Source organism: Pseudomonas sp. 10S4, from assembly GCF_034344865.1.
Taxonomy (GTDB): Bacteria; Pseudomonadota; Gammaproteobacteria; order Pseudomonadales; family Pseudomonadaceae; genus Aquipseudomonas.
In genome coordinates this window covers 1311739-1332992 of record NZ_CP133774.1, presented here as the reverse complement: position 1 = coordinate 1332992, position 21254 = coordinate 1311739, and the positions used below count along the sequence as shown (strand labels likewise).

22 protein-coding genes and 5 pseudogenes are annotated in these 21254 nt (G+C 60.7%); 10 read left to right on the top strand and 17 right to left on the bottom strand.

The features are described from left to right. Nucleotides 1–113: 113 nt before the first annotated feature. The 4 genes and pseudogenes from ftsY to rpoH all read left to right on the top strand — a co-directional run bounded on the left by ftsY (nucleotide 114) and on the right by rpoH (nucleotide 4302). Nucleotides 114–1646 carry a signal recognition particle-docking protein FtsY gene (ftsY, locus tag RHM58_RS06285; RefSeq protein WP_322269889.1) on the top strand — a complete coding sequence of 511 codons (1533 nt, stop codon included), beginning with the start codon at nucleotides 114–116 and terminating at the stop codon, nucleotides 1644–1646. Next, a pseudogene (ftsE, locus tag RHM58_RS06280) lies at nucleotides 1643–2315 on the top strand (cell division ATP-binding protein FtsE). The gene ftsY and the pseudogene ftsE overlap by 4 nt, the downstream one beginning before the upstream one ends. Further along, nucleotides 2312–3333: pseudogene (gene ftsX, locus RHM58_RS06275) on the top strand (permease-like cell division protein FtsX). Before ftsE ends, ftsX begins: the two co-directional pseudogenes overlap by 4 nt. A 113-nt stretch (nucleotides 3334–3446) precedes the next feature. Further along, nucleotides 3447–4302, top strand: a pseudogene (gene rpoH, locus RHM58_RS06270) (RNA polymerase sigma factor RpoH). A gap of 192 nt (nucleotides 4303–4494) precedes the next feature. Here rpoH and mtgA read toward each other — a convergent pair. After that, a complete protein-coding gene (mtgA, locus tag RHM58_RS06265) occupies nucleotides 4495–5217 on the bottom strand; it encodes a monofunctional biosynthetic peptidoglycan transglycosylase (RefSeq protein ID WP_322269888.1) in 723 nt (240 codons plus the stop codon). Between the two features lie 74 nt (nucleotides 5218–5291). Between mtgA and RHM58_RS06260 the strand changes: the two genes are divergently transcribed. From RHM58_RS06260 to trmB, 4 genes and pseudogenes are all read left to right on the top strand, one after another. Further along, the gene (locus RHM58_RS06260; RefSeq protein WP_201198306.1) at nucleotides 5292–5663 is read left to right on the top strand and encodes a DUF423 domain-containing protein; all 372 of its coding nucleotides are present in this window, start codon (nucleotides 5292–5294) and stop codon (nucleotides 5661–5663) included. Nucleotides 5664–5833: 170 nt separating this feature from the next. Continuing rightward, nucleotides 5834–6034 carry a sulfur carrier protein ThiS gene (gene thiS, locus RHM58_RS06255; protein WP_322269886.1) on the top strand — a complete coding sequence of 67 codons (201 nt, stop codon included), beginning with the start codon at nucleotides 5834–5836 and terminating at the stop codon, nucleotides 6032–6034. Nucleotides 6035–6094: 60 nt separating this feature from the next. Further along, complete coding sequence (locus RHM58_RS06250; protein WP_008068101.1) at nucleotides 6095–6889, top strand: thiazole synthase; 795 nt, start codon at nucleotides 6095–6097, stop codon at nucleotides 6887–6889. 9 nt (nucleotides 6890–6898) lie between these two features. Further along, nucleotides 6899–7623, top strand: a pseudogene (gene trmB / locus RHM58_RS06245) (tRNA (guanosine(46)-N7)-methyltransferase TrmB). Nucleotides 7624–7754: 131 nt separating this feature from the next. On the opposite strand, the gene RHM58_RS06240 reads toward trmB, so the two are convergent. The 10 genes from RHM58_RS06240 to RHM58_RS06195 all read right to left on the bottom strand — a co-directional run bounded on the left by RHM58_RS06240 (nucleotide 7755) and on the right by RHM58_RS06195 (nucleotide 14754). Then, on the bottom strand, nucleotides 7755–8078 hold the full coding sequence (locus RHM58_RS06240) for a DUF3392 domain-containing protein (RefSeq protein ID WP_201190067.1): 324 nt from the start codon (nucleotides 8076–8078) through the stop codon (nucleotides 7755–7757). Between the two features lie 22 nt (nucleotides 8079–8100). Then, the gene (gene hemW, locus RHM58_RS06235; RefSeq protein WP_322269885.1) at nucleotides 8101–9306 is read right to left on the bottom strand and encodes a radical SAM family heme chaperone HemW; all 1206 of its coding nucleotides are present in this window, start codon (nucleotides 9304–9306) and stop codon (nucleotides 8101–8103) included. Next, the gene (gene rdgB, locus RHM58_RS06230) at nucleotides 9303–9899 is read right to left on the bottom strand and encodes an RdgB/HAM1 family non-canonical purine NTP pyrophosphatase (protein ID WP_322269883.1); all 597 of its coding nucleotides are present in this window, start codon (nucleotides 9897–9899) and stop codon (nucleotides 9303–9305) included. Before rdgB ends, hemW begins: the two co-directional genes overlap by 4 nt. After that, nucleotides 9896–10330 (bottom strand): DUF4426 domain-containing protein, encoded by a 435-nt coding sequence (locus tag RHM58_RS06225; protein WP_201190055.1) that lies wholly within the window; start codon nucleotides 10328–10330, stop codon nucleotides 9896–9898. The genes rdgB and RHM58_RS06225 overlap by 4 nt, the downstream gene beginning before the upstream one ends. A gap of 26 nt (nucleotides 10331–10356) precedes the next feature. Next, the gene (gene metW / locus RHM58_RS06220) at nucleotides 10357–10977 is read right to left on the bottom strand and encodes a methionine biosynthesis protein MetW (RefSeq protein WP_201198314.1); all 621 of its coding nucleotides are present in this window, start codon (nucleotides 10975–10977) and stop codon (nucleotides 10357–10359) included. Between the two features lie 7 nt (nucleotides 10978–10984). Next, nucleotides 10985–12124: a homoserine O-succinyltransferase MetX gene (gene metX, locus RHM58_RS06215; RefSeq protein WP_201198316.1), complete on the bottom strand. Its 1140-nt coding sequence runs from the start codon at nucleotides 12122–12124 to the stop codon at nucleotides 10985–10987. 183 nt (nucleotides 12125–12307) lie between these two features. Then, nucleotides 12308–12604 carry a DUF167 domain-containing protein gene (locus RHM58_RS06210; protein WP_322269881.1) on the bottom strand — a complete coding sequence of 99 codons (297 nt, stop codon included), beginning with the start codon at nucleotides 12602–12604 and terminating at the stop codon, nucleotides 12308–12310. Continuing rightward, nucleotides 12604–13191 carry a YggT family protein gene (locus RHM58_RS06205; RefSeq protein ID WP_201198320.1) on the bottom strand — a complete coding sequence of 196 codons (588 nt, stop codon included), beginning with the start codon at nucleotides 13189–13191 and terminating at the stop codon, nucleotides 12604–12606. The genes RHM58_RS06210 and RHM58_RS06205 overlap by 1 nt, the downstream gene beginning before the upstream one ends. 24 nt (nucleotides 13192–13215) lie before the next feature. Continuing rightward, nucleotides 13216–14034 carry a pyrroline-5-carboxylate reductase gene (gene proC / locus RHM58_RS06200; protein ID WP_322269880.1) on the bottom strand — a complete coding sequence of 273 codons (819 nt, stop codon included), beginning with the start codon at nucleotides 14032–14034 and terminating at the stop codon, nucleotides 13216–13218. Between the two features lie 24 nt (nucleotides 14035–14058). Then, the gene (locus tag RHM58_RS06195; RefSeq protein ID WP_201198324.1) at nucleotides 14059–14754 is read right to left on the bottom strand and encodes a YggS family pyridoxal phosphate-dependent enzyme; all 696 of its coding nucleotides are present in this window, start codon (nucleotides 14752–14754) and stop codon (nucleotides 14059–14061) included. Nucleotides 14755–14810: 56 nt separating this feature from the next. Between RHM58_RS06195 and RHM58_RS06190 the strand changes: the two genes are divergently transcribed. Beyond that, nucleotides 14811–15845, top strand: coding sequence for a type IV pilus twitching motility protein PilT (locus RHM58_RS06190; RefSeq protein WP_201190041.1), 1035 nt, complete (start codon nucleotides 14811–14813; stop codon nucleotides 15843–15845). A gap of 102 nt (nucleotides 15846–15947) precedes the next feature. Here RHM58_RS06190 and RHM58_RS06185 read toward each other — a convergent pair whose 3' ends face one another. Then, nucleotides 15948–16568 (bottom strand): C40 family peptidase, encoded by a 621-nt coding sequence (locus RHM58_RS06185; protein WP_201198570.1) that lies wholly within the window; start codon nucleotides 16566–16568, stop codon nucleotides 15948–15950. 250 nt (nucleotides 16569–16818) lie between these two features. Between RHM58_RS06185 and RHM58_RS06180 the strand changes: the two genes are divergently transcribed. Further along, nucleotides 16819–17250, top strand: a complete 432-nt coding sequence (locus tag RHM58_RS06180) for an NINE protein (protein ID WP_201198568.1) — start codon at nucleotides 16819–16821, stop codon at nucleotides 17248–17250. Between the two features lie 82 nt (nucleotides 17251–17332). Here RHM58_RS06180 and RHM58_RS06175 read toward each other — a convergent pair whose 3' ends face one another. The 5 genes and pseudogenes from RHM58_RS06175 to RHM58_RS06155 all read right to left on the bottom strand — a co-directional run bounded on the left by RHM58_RS06175 (nucleotide 17333) and on the right by RHM58_RS06155 (nucleotide 21231). Then, nucleotides 17333–18604 carry a dihydroorotase gene (locus tag RHM58_RS06175; protein WP_322269879.1) on the bottom strand — a complete coding sequence of 424 codons (1272 nt, stop codon included), beginning with the start codon at nucleotides 18602–18604 and terminating at the stop codon, nucleotides 17333–17335. Then, a pseudogene (locus RHM58_RS06170) lies at nucleotides 18601–19606 on the bottom strand (aspartate carbamoyltransferase catalytic subunit). Before RHM58_RS06170 ends, RHM58_RS06175 begins: the two are co-directional and overlap by 4 nt. A 27-nt stretch (nucleotides 19607–19633) precedes the next feature. Further along, nucleotides 19634–20137 carry a bifunctional pyr operon transcriptional regulator/uracil phosphoribosyltransferase PyrR gene (gene pyrR, locus RHM58_RS06165; RefSeq protein WP_201198562.1) on the bottom strand — a complete coding sequence of 168 codons (504 nt, stop codon included), beginning with the start codon at nucleotides 20135–20137 and terminating at the stop codon, nucleotides 19634–19636. Nucleotides 20138–20221: 84 nt separating this feature from the next. Beyond that, nucleotides 20222–20659 carry a Holliday junction resolvase RuvX gene (ruvX, locus tag RHM58_RS06160; RefSeq protein WP_005792259.1) on the bottom strand — a complete coding sequence of 146 codons (438 nt, stop codon included), beginning with the start codon at nucleotides 20657–20659 and terminating at the stop codon, nucleotides 20222–20224. Beyond that, nucleotides 20659–21231, bottom strand: coding sequence for a YqgE/AlgH family protein (locus RHM58_RS06155; protein WP_201198560.1), 573 nt, complete (start codon nucleotides 21229–21231; stop codon nucleotides 20659–20661). Before RHM58_RS06155 ends, ruvX begins: the two co-directional genes overlap by 1 nt. Nucleotides 21232–21254: the final 23 nt, after the last annotated feature.

The following is a 21254-nucleotide window of genomic DNA, read 5'->3' as shown; positions in this document are numbered from 1 at the left end:
TCGACAAATAGTTGCGCGTGAACAAGCTGGATGAATCGCAGTCTGTTCTGCATTGAATATTTATTTGCCGGGGCGCCCTTTGGCGCGTCGCTACCGTGAGATAGCCGTCCTCCATGTTTGGTTCCAACGACGACAAGAAGACCCCAGCTGCGGCTGGCGAGAAGAAAAGCCTGTTCGGATGGCTGCGCAAAAAGCCGCAGGAAACCGTCGTCGAACAGCCACAGCCACTGCCCGAGCCGGTAATAGAAGAAGAGCCGGCGCCGATTGTCCTGGCGATTGCCGAGCCGGTGCTGCAACCGGTGGCTGAGCCTGAGCCTGAGCCTGAGCCTGAGCCTCAAGTCGAAGTCGTGGCCGAGTCGCCAGTGACGCCGGCCGCTGCGCCCTGGCTGACCTTGCCGGTAGCGGAAGAGCCGGTGGCGTTGGTCGAAGACGAGCAGGTGCCGCACGTCACTCCGCCGATTCCAGCCCCGATTGCGTTTACCCCTGCGCCGATTCATGTGCCAGCGGTTGAGCCAGTTGTCGCGCCAGTGGTTGTCGCCGAGCCTGCGCCGGTTATCCCAGAGCCTGTAGTACCTGCTTTCGTGGCGCCAGTTGCCCCGATTGTTCAAACGCCTGCACCTGCACCTGCACCTGCACCGGTCATCGCGCCGGTTGTTGCTGCGCCTGTGGCCATCGTCGAAACCCCGGCCGAGCCGCCGCGCACCGAAGAAACCAAAGCCGGTTTCTTCGCTCGCCTCAAGCAAGGCCTGTCCAAGACCAGCGCCAGCATCGGCGAAGGCATGGCCAGCCTGTTCCTGGGCAAGAAGATCATCGATGACGAGCTGCTCGAAGACATCGAAACCCGTCTGCTGACCGCTGACGTAGGCGTCGAAGCGACGTCGGTGATCATTCAGCGCCTGACCCAGAAAGTCGCGCGCAAAGAGCTGGCCGATGCCGATGCGCTGTACAAATCCCTGCAAGCGGAACTGGCAGCGATGCTCAAGCCTGTCGAGCAGCCGCTGAAAATCACCTCGCAGAACAAACCGTTCGTGATTCTGGTGGTTGGCGTCAACGGCGCCGGCAAAACCACCACCATCGGCAAACTGGCGAAGAAGCTCCAGCTGGAGGGCAAGAAAGTCATGCTCGCCGCCGGTGACACCTTCCGCGCCGCTGCGGTGGAGCAATTGCAGGTCTGGGGTGAGCGCAACAAGATCCCGGTGATCGCCCAGCACACCGGCGCCGATTCGGCTTCAGTGATCTTCGACGCTGTGCAGGCCGCCAAGGCCCGGGGCATCGACGTGCTGATTGCCGACACCGCCGGTCGCCTGCACACCAAAGACAACCTGATGGAAGAACTGAAGAAGGTTCGTCGGGTGATCGGCAAACTTGACGCCGACGCGCCGCACGAAGTGCTGTTGGTGCTCGACGCCGGTACTGGCCAGAACGCCATCAACCAGGCCAAGCAGTTCAACCAGACCGTGCAGTTGACGGGCCTGGCGCTGACTAAGCTCGATGGCACGGCCAAGGGCGGGGTGATTTTCGCCCTGGCCAAGCAGTTTGGCTTGCCGATTCGCTACATCGGCGTCGGTGAAGGCATCGACGACTTGCGTACTTTTGAAGCAGAACCCTTTGTCCAGGCATTGTTTGCCGAGCGGGAGCGTTCATGATTCGTTTCGAACAGGTCGGTAAACGCTACCCGAATGGTCACGTCGGCTTGCATGAGCTGAGCTTTCGAGTCCGTCGGGGCGAATTCTTGTTTGTCACCGGCCATTCCGGCGCCGGTAAAAGCACCTTGCTGCGGCTGTTGCTGGCCATGGAGCGTCCGACCACCGGCAAATTGCTGTTGGCCGGACAGGACCTGGGCACCATCAGCAACGCACAGATTCCGTACCGTGCGCGCCAGGATCGGCGTGGTGTTCCAGAACCACCAACTGCTGTTCGATCGCACGGTGTTCAACAACATCGCGCTGCCGTTGCAGATCCTCGGCCTGTCCAAGCCCGAGATCGCCAAACGTGTCGACTCGGCCCTGGAGCGCGTGGCGCTCTCGGACAAGACCGATCTGTACCCCGGCGACCTGTCCACCGGTCAACAGCAGCGCGTCGGCATCGCCCGCGCCCTCGTTCACCGTCCGGCCTTGCTGCTGGCGGACGAACCGACCGGTAACCTCGATCCGCGTCTGGCGGCCGAGATCATGGGCGTGTTCGAAGACATCAACCGCTTGGGCACCAGCGTACTCATCGCCAGTCACGACCTGGCACTGATCGCCCGTATGCGCCATCGCATGCTGACCTTGCAGCGCGGTCGATTGATCGGTGACGGGGAGGCCGGCGTATGAGTGCGACACGCAGCCCCAAGGTTTCCGAGCGCGTAGCCCCCAAGGCTGCCGATCAGCAACCGAAAAAGAAAAACGCGACGATGACGACGGCCCGGATTTCGCCACGCTGTTGCGTGCCTGGATCGAAAGCCATCGCGCCAGCCTGGTGGACAGTCTGCGTCGGTTGGGCAAACAGCCGATCGGCAGCTTTTTCACCTGCATGGTGATGGCAGTGGCCCTGAGTTTGCCGATGGGCCTGTCACTTTTGCTGAATAACGTCGAGCGACTCGGTGGTTCCTGGCAACGTGCGGCGCAGATTTCCTTGTATCTGGAACTCAGCGCCAGCCCGGAACAGGGCGAGTCGTTGCGCGAACAGATCAAAGGCATGCCCGGCGTAGCAGATGCTGAATATGTCGGTCGCGATCAGGCGCTGGAAGAGTTCCAGCAACAGTCGGGCCTGGGTGAGGCGCTCAAGGAGTTGCCGGAAAACCCGCTGCCAGGCGTGGTCCTGGTGACGCCGAAAGAGGTCGACAAGCCGACTCTTGAAGCATTACGACAAAAACTTTCCGAATTGCCGAAGGTACAACAAGCGCAACTTGATCTAGTCTGGGTCGAGCGTCTGGCCGCCATCCTCAAGCTGGGTGACCGGTTTGTCTTCGGTCTGACCGTGCTTTTGGTTTCTGCATTACTTTTGGTGATAGGCAATACCATTCGTCTTCATATTGAAAACCGCCGCACAGAGATAGAAGTGATTAAACTCGTCGGCGGCACGGACAGCTATGTGCGCAGGCCCTTTCTGTACATGGGCGCGCTTTATGGCTTCGGTGCGGGGGTTCTTTCCTGGGGTGTCTTGGCGTTTGGCCTGAACTGGCTGAACGACGCAGTGGTTGGTTTGGCCGGCTTGTACGGCAGTAATTTTGCGCTGGCCGGAGTGCCAGTTGCCGATGGTCTGTCGCTCTTGCTTGGCGCGGTGCTGTTGGGTTATATCGGTGCATGGATTGCAGTCGCACGCCATCTCAGGGAGTTGGCGCCGAAGTAGTATCTTTTTGTGCGTATTGACCTTTCGGTTTTTATGGGAACTTGTCCAACGGTTTCCGGTCAATTTTCGCAGTGCTGAACTGCACGAGTTATGTAAGTCGGAGGTTTTTTCGTATGACCACTTCTTTGCAACCTGCTTATGCTCTGGTCCCAGGCGCAAACCTGGAGGCCTATGTGCACACCGTGAACAGCATTCCATTGCTGACGCCGGAGCAGGAGCGTGAACTGGCCGAGAGTCTCTATTATGAGCAGGATTTGGGGGCGGCTCGGCAGATGGTGCTCGCCCACCTGCGTTTTGTTGTACACATTGCCCGTAGCTATTCCGGCTACGGCCTGGCCCAGGCTCGACCTGATCCAGGAAGGCAACGTCGGCCTGATGAAGGCTGTAAAACGCTTCAACCCGGAAATGGGTGTGCGTCTGGTTTCGTTCGCTGTGCACTGGATCAAGGCGGAAATTCACGAGTTCATCCTGCGCAACTGGCGCATTGTGAAAGTCGCGACCACCAAGGCCCAGCGCAAACTGTTCTTCAACCTGCGCAGCCAGAAGAAACGTCTGGCGTGGCTGAACAACGAGGAAGTCCACCGTGTGGCGGAAAGCCTCGGCGTAGAGCCGCGGGAAGTGCGCGAGATGGAAAGTCGCCTGACGGGCCATGACATGGCCTTCGACCCGGCCGCCGAAGCGGACGACGACAGCGCTTTCCAATCGCCGGCCAACTATCTGGAAGACCACCGGTACGACCCGGCCCGTCAACTGGAAGATGCCGACTGGAGCGACAACTCCAACCACAACCTGCACGAAGCGCTGGAAGTGCTGGACGACCGCAGCCGTGACATTCTCTACCAGCGCTGGCTGGCAGAAGAAAAAGCCACGCTGCACGACCTGGCGCAAAAGTACAACGTGTCGGCCGAGCGTATTCGTCAGCTTGAAAAGAGCGCGATGAACAAGCTCAAGTTGTCGATCGCCGCCTAACCCGCGCACCGGCAATAAAAAACGCCCCGATCAGCGATGATCGGGGCGTTTTTGTTTGTATCCGATATTCCAGCCTCACCCTGGCCCCTGTGGGAGCGAGCTTGCTCGCGATCGCGTCAAGTCAGTCTCTATAAATGTTGAATGACTAACCGCTATCGCGAGCAAGCTCGCTCCCACAGGAGATCTTGGGTGTTATTGAGCCCAAGGCGCCCGCCGCGAATCGTTAAGGCCGAGCAGGTAGCTATCGCCGCCTAGTTGGCTCATCTGCTGCCGAATCCAGCCGGCCCGGCGTGCGACGTAGTTGGTCGGATGACTAGCGCTCCACACCCGCGGGTTCGGCAGCACCGCGGCCAACAAGCTCGCCTGCTGACGACTCAAATTCTTAGCGGTCACGCCAAAGTGATGCCGGGCCGCCGCTTCGGCGCCAAACACTCCGTCATCCCACTCGACGCTGTTGAGATACACCTCAAGAATCCGCTGCTTGGGCCAGAACACTTCGATCAACCCGGTAAACCACGCTTCCAGCCCTTTGCGCAGCCAACTGCGACCGGACCAAAGAAAGAGGTTTTTCGAGACTTGCTGGCTCAAGGTGCTGGCGCCCCGAATCGAGCCGCCGAGTTCGTTATGGGCCAGCGCTGCCTGAATCGCCCCAAAGTCAAAACCCCAATGCTCCGGGAATTTCTGGTCCTCGCCGGCAATCACCGCAACTTTCAGGTCGTCGGAGATCTGATCCCAGGGTTGCCAGGTGCGCTGCACGTCAATGGGCTCGCCGTCGAACCAGGATTCGACCTTGCGCTCGACCATCAACGCCGTGCCCGGTGGCGGCACCACGCGAAAAATCAGCACCAGCAATATGCTGCCGCCAGCGAACCAGAGCAGGGCCTTCGTGAAACGACGGAAAATTAAACGCAGCATAGAGATGGCTTGGCCGAACCCGTTGAGCGGGCCATTATACAGACCCTGTTGATCGAGACTGACTGGAGTTCTTCATGCTGCGTGGCTTTCTGATGCTGGCCGCTTTCTTCGGTTTCACCGGCGTTGCCCTTGGCGCGTTTGCCGCCCATGGCTTGAAAAACCGCCTGACACCCGAGTACCTGGCGATTTTCCACACTGGGGTCACCTATCAACTGGTACACACCCTGGCATTGCTAGGTGTTGCCCTGCTAGCCACGCAGATTCCCGGTCGTTTGATCACTTGGGCGGGCGCATCGTTTGCCATCGGTATTTTGCTGTTCTCCGGCAGCCTGTACCTGCTGACCATCACCGGCGTCAGCAAGCTGGGGATCATCACGCCCTTCGGCGGCCTGGCATTCCTGGTGGGCTGGTTCTGCCTGGGGCTTGCCGCCTGGCGCTTGACTTGACCTTGTAGGAGCTGCCGCAGGCTGCGCTCTTTTGATCTTCAAAAGAGCAAGATCAAAAGATCGCAGCCTGCGGCAGCTCCTACGGGATTGTGTTTCAAGACGAATGGCTTGGGTCAGCCTGACCGATCGGGCTAGAATGCCTGCCCCTAAAAATGATGGCGGCATCCGGCATGCGCATTCAGTTGAACGGCGAATCCCTTGAACTGCCCGACGGTGAAACCGTTGCGGCCCTGCTGACCCGTCTGGATCTGGCCGGACGCCGGGTGGCGGTCGAACTCAATCTGGATATCGTCCCGCGCAGCCAGCATGCCGACACCACGCTGAGCGATGGCGACAACGTCGAAGTCGTGCACGCCATCGGCGGCGGCTAGTCGCCCGGCCCATAAGGGCACAGAATTCTGCAAGAACCTCACCCCTACAGAGGATTTCCCATGAGCATCGTTCGTAGCGACAAGCCCTTCGTCCTGGCCGGTCGTACTTACCAGTCGCGTTTGCTGGTAGGTACCGGCAAGTACCGTGACATGGAAGAAACCCGCCTGGCCATCGAAGCCTCGGGTGCCGAGATCGTCACCTTCGCCGTGCGCCGCACCAACCTGGGCCAGAACCCGGGCGAACCGAACCTGCTTGAAGTCCTGTCGCCGGATCGCTACACCTTCCTGCCGAACACCGCCGGTTGCTTCGACGCTACCGAGGCTGTGCGCACCTGTCGCCTGGCCCGTGAGCTGCTCGGCGGCCATAACCTGGTGAAGCTGGAAGTGCTGGCGGACCAGAAAACCCTGTTCCCTAACGTGATCGAAACCCTCAAGGCCGCCGAAGTGCTGGTCAAGGAAGGTTTCGACGTGATGGTTTACACCAGCGATGACCCGATCATTGCCCGTCAACTGGCGGAAATCGGCGTTATCGCGGTCATGCCGCTGGCCGGTCTGATCGGTACTGGCCTGGGGATCTGCAACCCGTATAACCTGCAGATCATCCTCGAAGAAGCCAAGATCCCGGTGCTGGTGGATGCCGGTGTCGGTACCGCTTCCGACGCCACCATCGCGATGGAACTGGGTTGCGAAGCGGTGCTGATGAATTCGGCCATTGCTCACGCCCAGCAGCCGATCATGATGGCTGAAGCCATGAAACACGCCATCGTTGCAGGCCGCTTGGCCTACCTCGCCGGCCGCATGCCGAAAAAACTCTATGCCAGCGCCTCCTCGCCGCTGGATGGTCTGATCAAGTAAGAGCCATTGATGACTGAATCAAACGACACGCCTATCCAGCCGGAAGAAGGCGAAGAACGCCAACACCGCCGCATCAAGAGTTTCGTGATGCGCGCCGGGCGCATGACCGAAGGCCAGCAAAAAGGCCTGGAGCAGGGCACCCCGCTGTTCGTCCTGCCGCTGGCCGATGCGCCGGTAGACTTCGACCAAGTGTTTGGCCGTTCGGCGCCGCGTTCCCTGGAAATCGGTTTCGGCATGGGTCATTCGCTGTTGGAAATGGCTGCCGCTTCGCCGGAGCAGGATTTCATCGGTGTGGAAGTTCACCGCCCGGGTGTTGGCGCGCTGCTTAATGGCGTGCTGACTCAGGGCCTGACCAACCTGCGGGTCTACGATTGCGACGCGATCGAAGTGCTCAACAATTGCGTGGCCGATAACAGCCTCGATCGTCTGATGCTGTTTTTCCGGACCCGTGGCACAAGAGCCGTCACCACAAGCGCCGTATCGTTCAGGCGTCGTTCGCTGAACTGGTGCGCAGCAAGTTGAAAGTCGGCGGCATTCTGCACATGGCCACCGACTGGGAACCGTACGCCGAGTACATGCTGGAAGTGATGAACGTCGCACCGGGTTACCGCAACCTTGCCGAAGACGGCAAATGCGTCCCGCGCCCGACCGAGCGCCCGATCACCAAGTTCGAACGCCGCGGCGAACGTCTTGGGCATGGCGTGTGGGACCTGAAGTTCGAAAAGCAGTCCTAAGCCCTACGCAATACCCAATGTGGGAGCGGGCTTGCTCGCGAAAGCGGTGTGTCATTCAACTTTAATGTCGACTGATACACCGCCTTCGCGAGCAAGCTCGCTCCCACAGTTGTTTTCGGTTGCAGCTGAAATCAGCGGCGGTCGGCTACTACGCCAATCAACACCAGCACCACCAACAACACCGGTGCGAGGCTGTAGTTGTTGAACTGGCTCAGGCCTTTGATGATCCATGGCGTGGCGTAGATCAGCGCAAGCCCACTGCCGACCATGCACAGCAGGGCCATCATCGGGACGCGCAAGGCGCCGGCGAGGCCGCCCAGGCGTTGTTCGACCCAGCCTTTGATGTCCGCGCCGAACAGCACCAGCAGGCAACCCACCAGTGCCAGAGAGATTTCCGACAGGTTGCTACGGCTCCAGCGGGACACGGTGGCGAGCAGGTCGAGGATCAAATCCATTGGTTTTCCCTTAAGGCTGAAATCAGCTCAGAAATGTCTGCAGCAAGTCATTGAGAAACAGTTGTCCGCGCTCGGTGGCCGCCAGACGTGACGGTTCGACCTGCAACAAGCCGCTTTGTTCGGCTTCACGGCGACCTTCGGCGAGGCTTTCCAGCGGCAGCCCGGTACGTTCCGGATACAGTCGCGATTCCACTCCCTCGGTCAGGCGCAAGGCGTTCATCAGGAACTCGAATGGCAGCTCGTCGTTGGTCAGGGCTTTCTCGCCGGCCTTGAAGCTTTTGGCCGGGTTGAGGTAGTCCTTCGGCAGACGGGTCTTCCAGGTCCGGACGATGCGCCCGTCCGGGTGGCTGAGCTTGCCGTGGGCGCCAGCGCCGATGCCGATGAAGTCGCCGAAACTCCAGTAATTGAGGTTATGCCGCGCCGGGCGACCGGGCTGGGCATAGGCCGAGACTTCGTATTGCGCGTAACCGTGCTCGGCCAACAGCGCCTGCCCGGCTTCCTGAATGTCCCACAACGTGTCGTCTTCCGGCAGCGTCGGCGGCTGGTTCCAGAACACCGTGTTCGGCTCCAGCGTCAGCTGATACCAGGACAAGTGAGTCGGCTTCAGCGCGATGGCCTGGCGCAGGTCGCTCAAGGCGTCGTCCAGCGACTGATCGGGCAAACCGTGCATCAAGTCCAGATTGAAGTTGTCGAACCCGGCCTGACGGGCCATGCCGGCGGCTCGCACCGCTTCGTCACCGTTGTGAATCCGCCCCAGCGCTTTGAGTTTCTCTTCCTGGAAGCTCTGGATGCCGATCGACAGGCGATTGATGCCCAGTGCCCGGTAGGCGACGAACTTCTCCTGCTCGAACGTCCCCGGGTTGGCTTCCAAGGTGATTTCGATGTCGCTGGCAAACGGAATCCGCTGCTCCACGCCTTTGAGCAAACGGCCCAAGGCCTCGGCGCTGAACAGGCTCGGCGTGCCGCCGCCAAAGAAGATCGAGCTCAGCTCACGGCCGTAAACCGCGTGTAGATCCTGATCGAGGTCGGCCAGCAACGCGTTGACGTACTCTTCTTCCGGCAACACCGGGCTGGCGGTGTGGGAGTTGAAGTCGCAATAAGGGCATTTGCGCACACACCACGGGATGTGGATGTACAGCGCCAGGGGCGGCAACGTTGGCAGCGCGGCCCGAGGCGATTGGGCGGCGCCGCCGAAGATCAGCGGCGACGCGGATGAGTCGTGGGTCATTTCAGGCCCAGACGCTGGCGCAGCAGATCCATTGCACGGGCGCGGTGGCTGATCAGGTTCTTGTCGCTTGGGCTCAGCTCGGCGCTGGAGCAGTTGCGCTCCGGCACCCAGAACAGCGGGTCATAGCCAAAACCGTGCTGGCCGCTGGCCGTCGGCAGAATGCGCCCGTGCCACAAGCCTTCGCAAAGGATCGGCAACGGATCGTCGGCATGCCGCACCAGCGCCAGGACGCAAACGAACTGCGCGCCGCGTTCGGCTTCAGGCACGTCTTTGAGCACGTCGAGCAGCTTGGCGTTATTCGCCGCATCGCCCTGACCGTCAGCGTAACGCGCGGAGTAGATCCCCGGCGCACCGCCAAGGAAATCCACCGCCAGCCCCGAATCATCGGCCAGCGCCGGCAAGCCGGAGATGCGCGCGGCATTGCGGGCCTTGAGGATGGCGTTTTCGACGAACGACAGGCCGGTTTCTTCCGGCTCGACGCTGCTGAACTCGCCGATCGAGTGCAATTGCACCGATTCGCCGAGCATGGCCTGGAGTTCCTTGAGTTTGCCGGCGTTATGGCTGGCCAGTACGAGTTGCGTGAAGTTCATCATTCGCCGGGGAAAAGCTCTTGGTTGAAATTGATGGTGTTGATTTTGTCGCCGTTCTGGACCTTGATCTCGAACGTGCGGATTTCCTGCTGAGGCACCGGGTACTGGGCAATGTAGTAAACCGCACCTTGCTCAGTCACCTGTTTGAAACTCAACGGGACGCTCTGGCTGGTCAGGTCTTTGACCGTGCCGCTGACCTGAGAGATCAGTGGTTTGCCGTCCTTGATTACCGAAACGTTGATCACGCCCTGACTCTTGCTGCGGATCAGTTCCGCCGCTTTGGCAATGTCCGGCGTCAGGTAGGTGGAGTTGAAGGTGTTGTAGTGCACCGTCACGTCGCCAAAGGTTTCCTGACGCTCGCCTTTGATGACGTCGGCGGCCATGGCAGTGACGCTCAGGCAGGCAGTAAGTAGAAACAGTGCTAGACGACCCATGATCGTTCTCCTTGAAGTGGCGTGGTTCAGACCGCGACCTTGTGGTCTTGCAGCCCTGGGCTGCTGACGCGGTAGATACCGATCTCACCTAATAGATTAGGCCATAGCTTACTGGCCCACCCGTGTCGGTGCTGTTGATCCACGGCAAGCCGATCAATGACCTTCGCTTCACGTTCGCGGCACAATTCTTCAAAGTCGCCGAAAGTGCAGAAGTGGATGTTCGGCGTGTTGTACCAGGTGTACGGCAGAAACTCGGAAACCGGCATCCGGCCCTTGCTCGCCAGATACCAACGGCAACGCCAGTGACCGAAGTTGGGGAAGGTGATGATGCACTGGCGACCGACCCGCAGCATTTCGTCGAGGATCTTGTCCGGGTAGTGCACGGCTTGCAGGGCTTGGGTCATGACCACGACGTCGAAGCTGTTGCTGGCAAAGTTGCCGAGGCCCTTGTCCAGATCCTGCTCGATCACGTTGATGCCCTTGGCCACGCACTCGGCGATGTTGTCCGCGTCGTTTTCCAGGCCATAGCCGGTGACTTGCTTGTTGTCCCTTAGCCAGGTCAGCAGTTCGCCGTCGCCGCAACCGAGGTCGAGCACGCGGCTACCGGCGGGAATCCATTCCTGGATGATTTCCAGATCAGCTCTCATGGCTTTCTCACAAACTAATACGGTTCATGTAGTTGCTGAACGCCTGCAAGTAACGCGGGATCGGAATCAGGAAGGCGTCGTGGCCTTGCGGAGCGTCGATCTCGAGGTAGCAGACGTCTTTCTTGGCCGCCATCAGCGCGTCCACCAGTTCCCGCGAGCGGGCAGGGGAGAAGCGCCAGTCGGTGGTGAAGGACATCACGCAGAACTTGGCGGTGGCGCCGGCGAAGGTTTTCGCCAGGTCATCGTCGAAGTTCGCCGCCGGGTCGAAGTAGTCCAGCGCCTTGGTCATCAGCAGATAGGTGTTGGCGTCAAAGCGCCCGGAGAACTCTTCGCCCTGATAGCGCAGGTAGCTCTCGACCTGGAACTCGACGCTGTGGAAGTCGTAGTTGAGCTTTTCGCTCTTCAGGCCGCGGCCGAATTTCTCGCCCATGGAATCGTCGGACAGGTAGGTGATGTGGCCGACCATCCGCGCCAGCATCAAGCCGCGCTTGGGGATCACGCCCGCTTCCTGGAACGAACCGCCGTGGAACTCGGGGTCGGTCAGGATCGCCTGGCGCGCCACTTCGTTGAAGGCGATGTTCTGTGCCGACAGCTTGGGCGCCGAGGCGATGGCCAGGCAATGCCGCACGCGATCAGGATAGGTGATGGTCCACTGCAAGGCCTGCATGCCGCCGAGGCTGCCGCCAATCACCGCCGCCCACTGGCTGATGCCGAGCAGGTCGGACAGTCGCACCTGACTGTGCACCCAGTCTTCCACGGTCAGCACCGGGAAATCGGCGCCGAACGGTTTACCGGTTTCCGGATTGATACTGCTCGGGCCGGTAGAACCGTTGCAGCCGCCGAGGTTGTTCAGGCTGACCACGAAGAACTTGCTGGTGTCGATCGGCTTGCCGGGGCCGATGCAGCTGTCCCACCAACCGGGTTTACGGTCGTCGGGGCTGTGGAAGCCGGCAGCGTGGTGGTGGCCGGACAAGGCGTGGCAGATCAGCACGGCGTTGCTCGCCGTGGCGTTCAGCGTGCCGTAGGTTTCATAGATCAGGTCATAAGCTGGGAGCGAACGGCCGCAGGCCAGGGCCAGGGGTTCACTGAAGTGCGCCACTTGCGGCGTCACCAGACCAACAGAATCGGCGGGAAAGGCAGTTGGCATCGACCCTGCTCTCGTTGAAATGAGGCGTAAGTCTAAAGACCAGTGTGGCTAGCGGCAAGCAAAGGCCGGGCCTGATTTCATTCAGTTAAACCGTGGTGCGGCCATCGCGGGCAAGCCACGCTCCCACATTGGAATGCGTACCCCTGTGGGAGCGTGGCTTGCCCGCGAAGAACGATGACGCGGTCAACCTGCCGGACGCACCAGGTCCGGCAACTCCGGCAGCTTCTTCGGCGAACAAATCCGCACTCGTTTCTGCCGGTTCAACTCGCCGCTGAGCAAGCTCACCTGGCTCTTGGAAACCCCGAACGCCTTGGCCAAAAACGCCATCAAGTACGCATTGGCCTTGCCCTCAACGGGCGGCGCGGTCAGGCGGATCTTCAATCTATCGCCGTGTAGCCCGCAGAAATCATCGCCGCGGGCCGCCGGTTGCAGGTGACACTCCAGAATCAGATCATCACCGTCCCAGCGAAAGTAGCTCATCAGATCAGCCCGAGCAGGCCCTGCGGCATGAAGGCGAAGTAAGCCAGGCGCGGGATCACCCAGCTTTGCAGCAACTGGATCAGGATAAACGCGAAGATCGGCGAGATGTCGAGGCCGCCCAGGCTCGGAAGAATCCGGCGGAATGGAGCGAGTACCGGTTCAGTGATCTGAGCAACCAGTTCGGCGCCCGGATTGTGGCTGCCCGGTGCGACCCAAGACAGAATCACGCTGATGATCATCGCGTAGAACAGAATGTTCAAAAACAGCGCGAAGAGAGCGATCAGAGCCCAAGGGATCAAAAACAGCCAGTCGACCTGGAAGCCCTTGAGCGTCAGGATGACCGCGATCAGCGCCATCTGAATGATCAGCGCCAATACCAGTGACGACATGTCCAGCCCGAACATGCTCGGGATGACTCGGCGCAGAGGCTTGAGCAACGGTTGAGTGGCTTTGACGATGAACTGGCAGAGCGGGTTGTAGAAATTCGCCCGAACCAGTTGCAGGATAAAGCGCATCAGCACGATCAGCAGGTACAGGCTGCCCAGGGTTTTAATTACAAAAATGGCAGCGTCATTGAGTCCAAGCATCATTGATTCCTTTGTAAGAGCTGATTAGCGACCCAGTTGCTCGGCCATCTCGGCTGAGCGGTGGGCGGCGGCGCCGAGTGCTTTTTCGACCAGGGCTTCGAAGCCCCCGGCCTGGAACGACTTGATGGCCGCTTCCGTGGTGCCGGCCGGCGAAGTCACGCGGCGACGCAGTTCTGCTGCGTCCACGTCACTGGCGACCGCCATGTGGGCGGCGCCCAGTGCGGTTTGCAGGGTCAGTTGTGCGGCGATGTCTGCCGGCAGGCCGAGTTTCACGCCCGCGGCGGTCATCGCTTCGATCAACAGGAAGAAGTACGCAGGGCCCGAACCGGAAACAGCGGTCACCGCGTCCAGTTGCTGCTCTTCGTCCAGCCACAGCGCGATGCCGACGGCGGACAGCAGCTCTTGCGCCTGTTGGCGTTGTTCGGCGTTCACCTCGGCGGTGGCGTACAAACCGCTCACGCCCTGACGCAGCAGCGCCGGGGTGTTGGGCATGCAGCGCACGATCGGCTGGGCGCCGAGCCAGTTGGTCATGCTGGCACAGGTGATGCCGGCGGCGATGGACACCACCAGTTGATTCGGCTTGAGGCTTGGGCGAATCGCTTCGCACACGGCTTTCATCGCCTGGGGTTTGACCGCCAGTACGACCACGTCGGCGTCTTGAATCGCGTCGGCGTTGTCGGCGAATACTTCGATGCCGTGTTCAGCGTTCACGCGAGCACGGGTTTCAGCGCCGGGATCGCTGGCGCGGATGTGGGCCGCGTCCAGACCCTTGGCGCGCAGGCCACCGATCAGGCTGGCGGCCATGTTGCCGGCACCGATAAAGGCAATACGAGTCTTGCTCATGTCAGGTCCTTATCAAGAGAGAAGTCAGCCATTGTTCGGTTGACTGTAATCACGGGCGCCAAACAGGGCCGTACCGATGCGGACCCAAGTGGCGCCTTGGGCGATGGCTGACTCAAGGTCGTGGCTCATGCCCATGGAAAGTGTGTCGAGCGGCAGATTGAGGCTGGCTTGCAGGCTTTGCACGGCAGCAAAAGCGGCGTCCTGGGCGGCGCGATCTTCAGTCGGCTCAGGGATCGCCATCAACCCGCGTAGCTTAAGGCGCGGCAAGGCGCTGATGGCATTGGCCAGGGCCGGCAGGTCGGCCGGGGTGCAGCCGGACTTGCTGTCTTCACCGCTGACGTTGACCTGGATGCAGATGTTCAGCGGGGGCAGATCGGCAGGACGTTGTTCGGACAGGCGTTGTGCGATTTTCAAACGATCCACGGAATGCACCCAAGCGAAGTGCTCGGCGATAGCGCGAGTCTTGTTCGATTGAATGGGGCCGATGAAGTGCCAGATCAAGGGCAGGTCGGCCAATTCGAGCTGTTTGCCGAGGGCTTCCTGCAGATAGTTCTCGCCAAAGTCGCGGATCCCGGCGGCGTGGGCTTCACGCAGGGCCTCGGCAGGCTTGGTCTTGCTCACGGCCAGTAGCTGGACGCTGTGCTCGTCGCGCTGGGCGGCGAGTGTTGCTGCGTGTATGCGCGAACTAACCTGGAGAATGTTGTCTGCTATCGTGGACATCAAGAGGCGCCGCTGGTCTGAAGGTTCGCGGCATTCTACTGGAATTGAGGAGCGCTATGGATATCACTGAGCTGCTGGCATTCAGCGCGAAACAGGGCGCGTCCGACTTGCACCTGTCTGCCGGCCTGCCACCGATGATTCGCGTCGACGGCGACGTGCGGCGCATCAACCTGCCGGCCCTGGACCACAAACAGGTGCACGAGCTGATCTACGACATCATGAACGACACCCAGCGGGTGGACTTCGAGAAGCACCTGGAAACCGACTTCTCCTTTGAAGTGCCAGGCGTGGCGCGCTTTCGAGTTAACGCGTTCAACCAGAACCGCGGCGCCGGTGCGGTGTTCCGGACCATCCCGTCCAAGGTCCTGAGCATGGATGACCTTGGCATGGGAGATGTGTTTCGCAAGATTACCGAAGCGCCCCGTGGCCTGGTGCTGGTGACCGGCCCGACCGGTTCCGGCAAGTCCACCACCCTGGCGGCGATGATTGATTACCTGAACAACCATCGCCATCACCACATACTCACCATCGAAGACCCGATCGAGTTCGTCCATGAATCGCGCAAATGCCTGATCAACCAGCGCGAAGTCCACCGCGATACCCGAAGCTTCGCCACCGCACTGCGCTCGGCCCTGCGCGAAGACCCGGATGTGATTCTGGTCGGGGAGATGCGCGATCTGGAGACTATTCGCCTGGCCCTAACCGCGGCCGAGACCGGTCACCTGGTGTTTGGCACGCTGCACACCACGTCGGCGGCGAAAACCATCGACCGGGTGGTTGACGTGTTTCCGGGGGACGAGAAGTCGATGGTGCGCTCGATGTTGTCCGAGTCATTGCTGGCGGTGGTGTCCCAGACACTGGTCAAGAAGATCGGCGGCGGGCGGATCGCGGCACACGAGATCATGCTCGGCACGTCGGCGATCCGTAACCTGATCCGCGAGGACAAGGTGGCGCAGATGTACTCGTCGATTCAGACCGGGGGCAACCTGGGGATGCAGACGCTGGATATGTGCCTGAAGGAGTTGGTGACCAAGGGCTTGATCAGCCGCGAGCATGCGCGGGAGAAGGCGCGGTCGCCGGATAATTTTTAGCCCCTAAAGCAAAAGATCGCAGCCTTCGGCAGCTCCTACAGGGAAACGCGAATCCCTGTGTAGGAGCTGCCAAAGGCTGCGATCTTTTGATCTTGCTTTATATCAGCGCTGGACGACGCGCATCTGATGCGGTTCTTTCGGCAAAACCCGCTTGGCTACCACGTAGTGGCTTTCCCAGTACGGTTTCTTCAGCGTATCGATGGACACCGCCTTGCCACGGCGCGGTGCGTGGATGAAGCGGTCGTTGCCCAGGTAGATGGCAACGTGATTGACCTTACGGCTCTTGATATTGAAGAAAATCAGATCGCCCGGCTTCAGATCCTTGCGTTCGACTTTCTGCCCATGACCGCTGGCCATGGCGTTGGAGGTCCGTGGCAGGTCGAAGGTAGCGTCGTTAAACGCATATTTCACCAAACCACTGCAGTCGAACCCTTTACTTGGGCTGCTGCCGCCCCAACGATAAGGAGTGCCGAGGACATTCACGGCACGGCTCAACACGTTGCTGCTTTGCTTGTTCGCCATCGGCGGAACCAGCTTGCTGTTGGCAGTGGCCAGGTGGGTGGAATGTTTTGCAGTTTGTTTGTTTTTGCTCGTAGGAGCAGAAACATGGGATTTAGGGGTGTAACCATTAACGTTAGGAAGACGTTGCTCACGATTGGTGGCGTGGGCGGCCAGTGGCATTAATAGGCAAATGGTTAGCCATGTCTTGAAAAATGGACGCATTAGGCAAGGCTCATATGGGTTAGCGCGCAACTTTATAACAGCTTTTTTGGCCCTTCCGAGTCCGTTGGTCGATTGGACCTGGGGGTCAACGGAACCAAATAAGCGGTAGATTGACGCGATTGTCTGACAGAGGTCAGGTGGTATAAGGCTTTGACGGGAGTGAAGGTAGCATTTGCCATACGTCGGACGCCTGTAAAAAAGTCACAAAGAATTCAACAATATTTATCTATCGTGTGAATCGAGGTCCTTCATGAACACCTATCAACAGTCTGCGGCGCAGCAAGACACCCACAGCAAAGTGATCGGATACCTGCTTTGGATTTTCGGTTTTACCGGGGCTCACCGCTTCTATTACGGCAAGCCGGTGACCGGGACGATCTGGTTCTTCACGTTTGGTTTGCTGGGCATCGGTTGGCTGATCGACCTGTTTCTGATTCCGGCCATGGACCGGGAAGCCGACCTGCGGTTTACCGCCGGGCCCATCGAATACAACGTTGCGTGGATTCTGCTGGCGTTTCTTGGGGTATTCGGCGTGCACCGGATGTATCAAGGGAAGTGGATCAGCGGGTTGCTGTACCTGGTGACGGGCGGGTTGTTCTTCGTGGGAGTGCTGTATGACTTCTGGACACTGAACGACCAAGTGTCGGTGCGTAACGCACAGAGTCGCGGCGCCTTCCAGTAAGTCATCGCGAGCAGGCTCGCTCCCACAGGGGAACGCATTCCAATGTGGGAGCGAGCCAGCTCGCGATGGGAGCGGCGCGGTCTTAAACCTGGTGGCTAATCCGTCCATCCACCAAGGTGTAACGCACCACACTCGGCAGGCTGTGGCCAATAAACGGGCAATTTTCACCCTTGGACAGCCAGGTTTCGCCGGCCACGGTCGAAGCCGCCGGGTCGAACAGCACGATGTCCGCCGCCCCACCGACGGTCAATTTACCCGCCGGCAGGCGCAAGGCCTTGGCAGGTCCGGCACTGAGACGGGTCAACAGTGTCGGCAGATCGAGCAAACCGTCCTCCACCAACGTCATCGCCAGCGGTAGCAGCAGTTCAACGCTGCTGATGCCCGGCTCGGTGGCACCGAACGGCGCCAGTTTGGCGTCGCGCTCGTGAGGTTGGTGATGGCTGGAGATGGCCGAAACCACCCCGGACTTCACCGCCGCACGCAGACCATCACGGTCGGCGCGGGTGCGCAGCGGCGGCTGGACGTGATAGAGGCTGTTGAAATCGATCAGCGCTTCGTCAGTCAGGATCAGTTGATACAGCGCCACATCGGCGGTCACCGGTAGTCCGCGGGCCTGGGCCTGGGCGATCAGGGCCACGCCGCGAGCGCTGGTGAGCTGGCTGAAGTGCGCACGCACGCCGCTTTGCTCGACCAGCAACAGATCCCGGGCCAGGGCCACGGTTTCGGCGGTTTCCGGAATGCCCGGCAAACCAAGGAAACTGGCGGTCGGGCCTTCGTGGGCCAAGCCATCTTCGGCCAGGTCATGATCCTGCGAGTTGAAAATCACTGTCAGGTCGAACGTCGCCGCGTATTCCAGCGCCCGGCACAGGGTGCGGGTGTTGCGGAAGCTCTCCAGACCGTTGCCGAAGGCCACGCAGCCGGCATCGCGCAAGGCGACCAGCTCGGCCAGCTGTTCGCCGTCCAGGCCTTTGCTCAGGGCGCCAATCGGGAAGACTTTGGTGTTGCCGGCCTCGCGGGCGCGGTCGAGGATCAATTCGGCCACGGCCGAAGTGTCCAGCACCGGTTTGGTTTTTGGCGGGCAGCATAGGCTGGTCACGCCACCGGCCGCAGCGGCGCGGGTTTCGCTGGCAATCGAGCCTTTGCGACTGTAACCCGGCTCGCGCAGGGCGACGTTCAGGTCAACCAGTCCAGGTGCGGCCACCAGGCCTTTGGCGTCGATGGTCTCGACCGGGACAAAACCGGCCGGCGCAGCACCAAGGGCGACGATCTTGCAGGCTTCGATATGAATGTCGGTAACTTTATCCAGCCCCGAGGTTGGATCGATGACGCGGGCGCCGAGAATGCTGAGCTTCACTGGGCTTTCTCCTGCTCGAATTGACGTTGCGCAGTCTGCCCGCTCATGGCCATGGACAGCACGGCCATACGAATCGCAATACCGTAGGTAACCTGGTTGAGGATCACCGAGTGCGGGCCGTCGGCCACTGCCGACTCAATCTCCACTCCGCGGTTGATCGGCCCCGGGTGCATGACGATGCAATCCGGTTTTGCGCCGGCCAGGCGCGCGGTGGTCAGCCCGAACAGGCGGTAGAATTCGCCTTCGCTCGGCAGCAGGCCGCCGGTCATGCGTTCACGCTGCAAGCGCAGCATGATCACCACGTCGACGTCTTTCAGGCCTTCGGTCAAGTCGGTGTAGACCTTCACGCCGTATTGCTCGATGCCGATCGGCAGTAGGGTTTTCGGCGCGATCACGCGGATGTCCGGGCAACCGAGGGTTTTCAGCAGCGAGCATGTTGGAGCGCGCGACCCGCGAGTGCAGGATGTCGCCGACGATGGCCACCGAGAGGTTTTCGAAGCCGCCCTTGTGCCGACGGATGGTGAGCATGTCGAGCATGCCCTGCGTCGGGTGGGCGTGACGGCCGTCGCCGCCGTTGATGATCGCCACCTGCGGACACACGTGTTCGGCGATGAAGTGCGCCGCGCCGGAGTCACCGTGACGCACGACGAACATGTCGGCGGCCATGGCTTCGAGGTTGCGCAGGGTGTCGAGCAGGGTTTCGCCCTTGCTCGCCGACGACGTCGATACGTTCAGGGTGATCACGTCCGCCGACAGGCGCTGGGCCGCCAGTTCGAAAGTGGTACGGGTGCGGGTGGAGTTCTCGAAGAACACGTTGCACACGGTTTTGCCGCGCAGCAACGGGACCTTCTTTACCGCCCGGGCGCCGACTTCGAGGAACGAGTCGGCGGTATCGAGGATTTCCGTCAGCAGCTCGCGGCGCAAACCGTCGAGCGAGAGGAAGTGGCGCAGCTGGCCCTGATCATTGAGCTGCAGCGGGCGCTTGGTGTCTAGAGGCGTCATCGCGAGGGGGACTCTCAATAGGGCGAATTAAAGGGCAAGGTCTTGCAGTTCGAGCTTGAGCTCCGGGCCGGACAGCTTCACCCGCTCGTGGGCGGCCAGCGACAAGGTCGCGCCCACCACGTTCGGGCGGATCGGCAGCTCGCCGGCGTCCAGGTCCAGCAGGCAGACCAGCGTTACGCTGGCCGGGCGGCCGTAGTCGAACAGTTCGTTCATGGCGGCGCGGATGGTCCGGCCGCTCATCAGTACGTCGTCGATCAGCACCAGGTGCTGGCCTTCGATCTCGAACGGCAGGGCCGAAGGGCGCACTTGCGGGTGCAAGCCGTTCTGGCTGAAGTCGTCGCGGTAGAAGGAAACGTCCAGGGTGCCGAGCGGCGAATCGCTGCCCAGTTCATCGAGCAACGCCTGGGCGACCCAGACGCCGCCGGTACGAATACCGATGTAGCGCGGTTCGCTGATGCCACGTTTGGCCAGGTAGGCGTCAAGCCGGGTCGCCATCTGGCTGATCAGTTCAACGGGATTGGGCAGGCTCATGGTTGCTCCTTCTTGGGCCCGAGCCGAGTGATGCTTGAGTGGTGGCTCGGGTTGTAGCTATAGAGAGTCGCCAGGGGCGGCTCTTCAGGATTCGAACAGTGCGGTGTTTTCGTCGAGCCAGCCTTGCAGCAGCAGGGCGGCGGCGATGGCATCGACCGGGTTATCGCGGTAACTGCCTTTCTGGCCGCCACGATCACGCCGCTCGCCCTTGGCTTCGAACGTGGTCAGACGCTCGTCGTGGGTATAGAAGGGCAAGTTGTAACGACCGTTGAGGCGGCGGGCGAACTTCTCGGCCCGCAGGCACATGTCGCTTGGCGTGCCGTCCATGTTCAGCGGCAGGCCGACTACCACGGCGTCGGGCTTCCATTCCTTGATCAGGGCTTCGACCTGATTCCAATCGGGAATACCGTTTTGTGCCTTCAAGGTGCACAGCTCACGGGCCTGGCCGGTAATCACCTGGCCGACCGCTACGCCGATCTGTTTGGTGCCGTAGTCGAAACCCAAAATCAGTCGCAGGGCCATCAGGCGTGGCCCGCCTGGCTGGTCAGCAGGCTGAGATTGACACCCAGGTGCTTGGCCGCCGCTTCGAGGCGCAGTTCGCTGCTGGTGTTGAACAGGATGTCGGCGTCGTAAGGGCAGGTCAGCCAGGCGTTGTCGGCCAGTTCGGCCTCCAGTTGTCCGGCTTCCCAGCCCGCGTAGCCGAGAGTGATCACACTTTTCGCCGGGCCGACGCCGTCAGCGATGGCGAACAGCACATCCTGGGAGGTCGACAGGGCCAGTTCGCCGTCGAGTTCGACGGTGGCCTGAAAGGTTTTCCCCGAGGGATGCAGGACAAACCCGCGATCAGTCTGCACCGGCCCGCCGATAAAGATCGGCACATGCTGGCAGAGCAACGGCGGCTCGATGTCCGGGCGCAGTTGCTCGAGGATATCGGCCAGGTTCAGTTCTTGCGGACGGTTGACCACCAGCCCCATGGCACCATTGGCCGTGTGCTCGACGATGTAGGTCAAGGTGTGCGCAAAGTTCGGGTCGGCCATGTGCGGCATGGCGATCAGGAAGTGATGCTTGAGGTAGCTGGGGCTGACGTTCTTCATGAGCGCTAGTGTGGCGTTGGAGG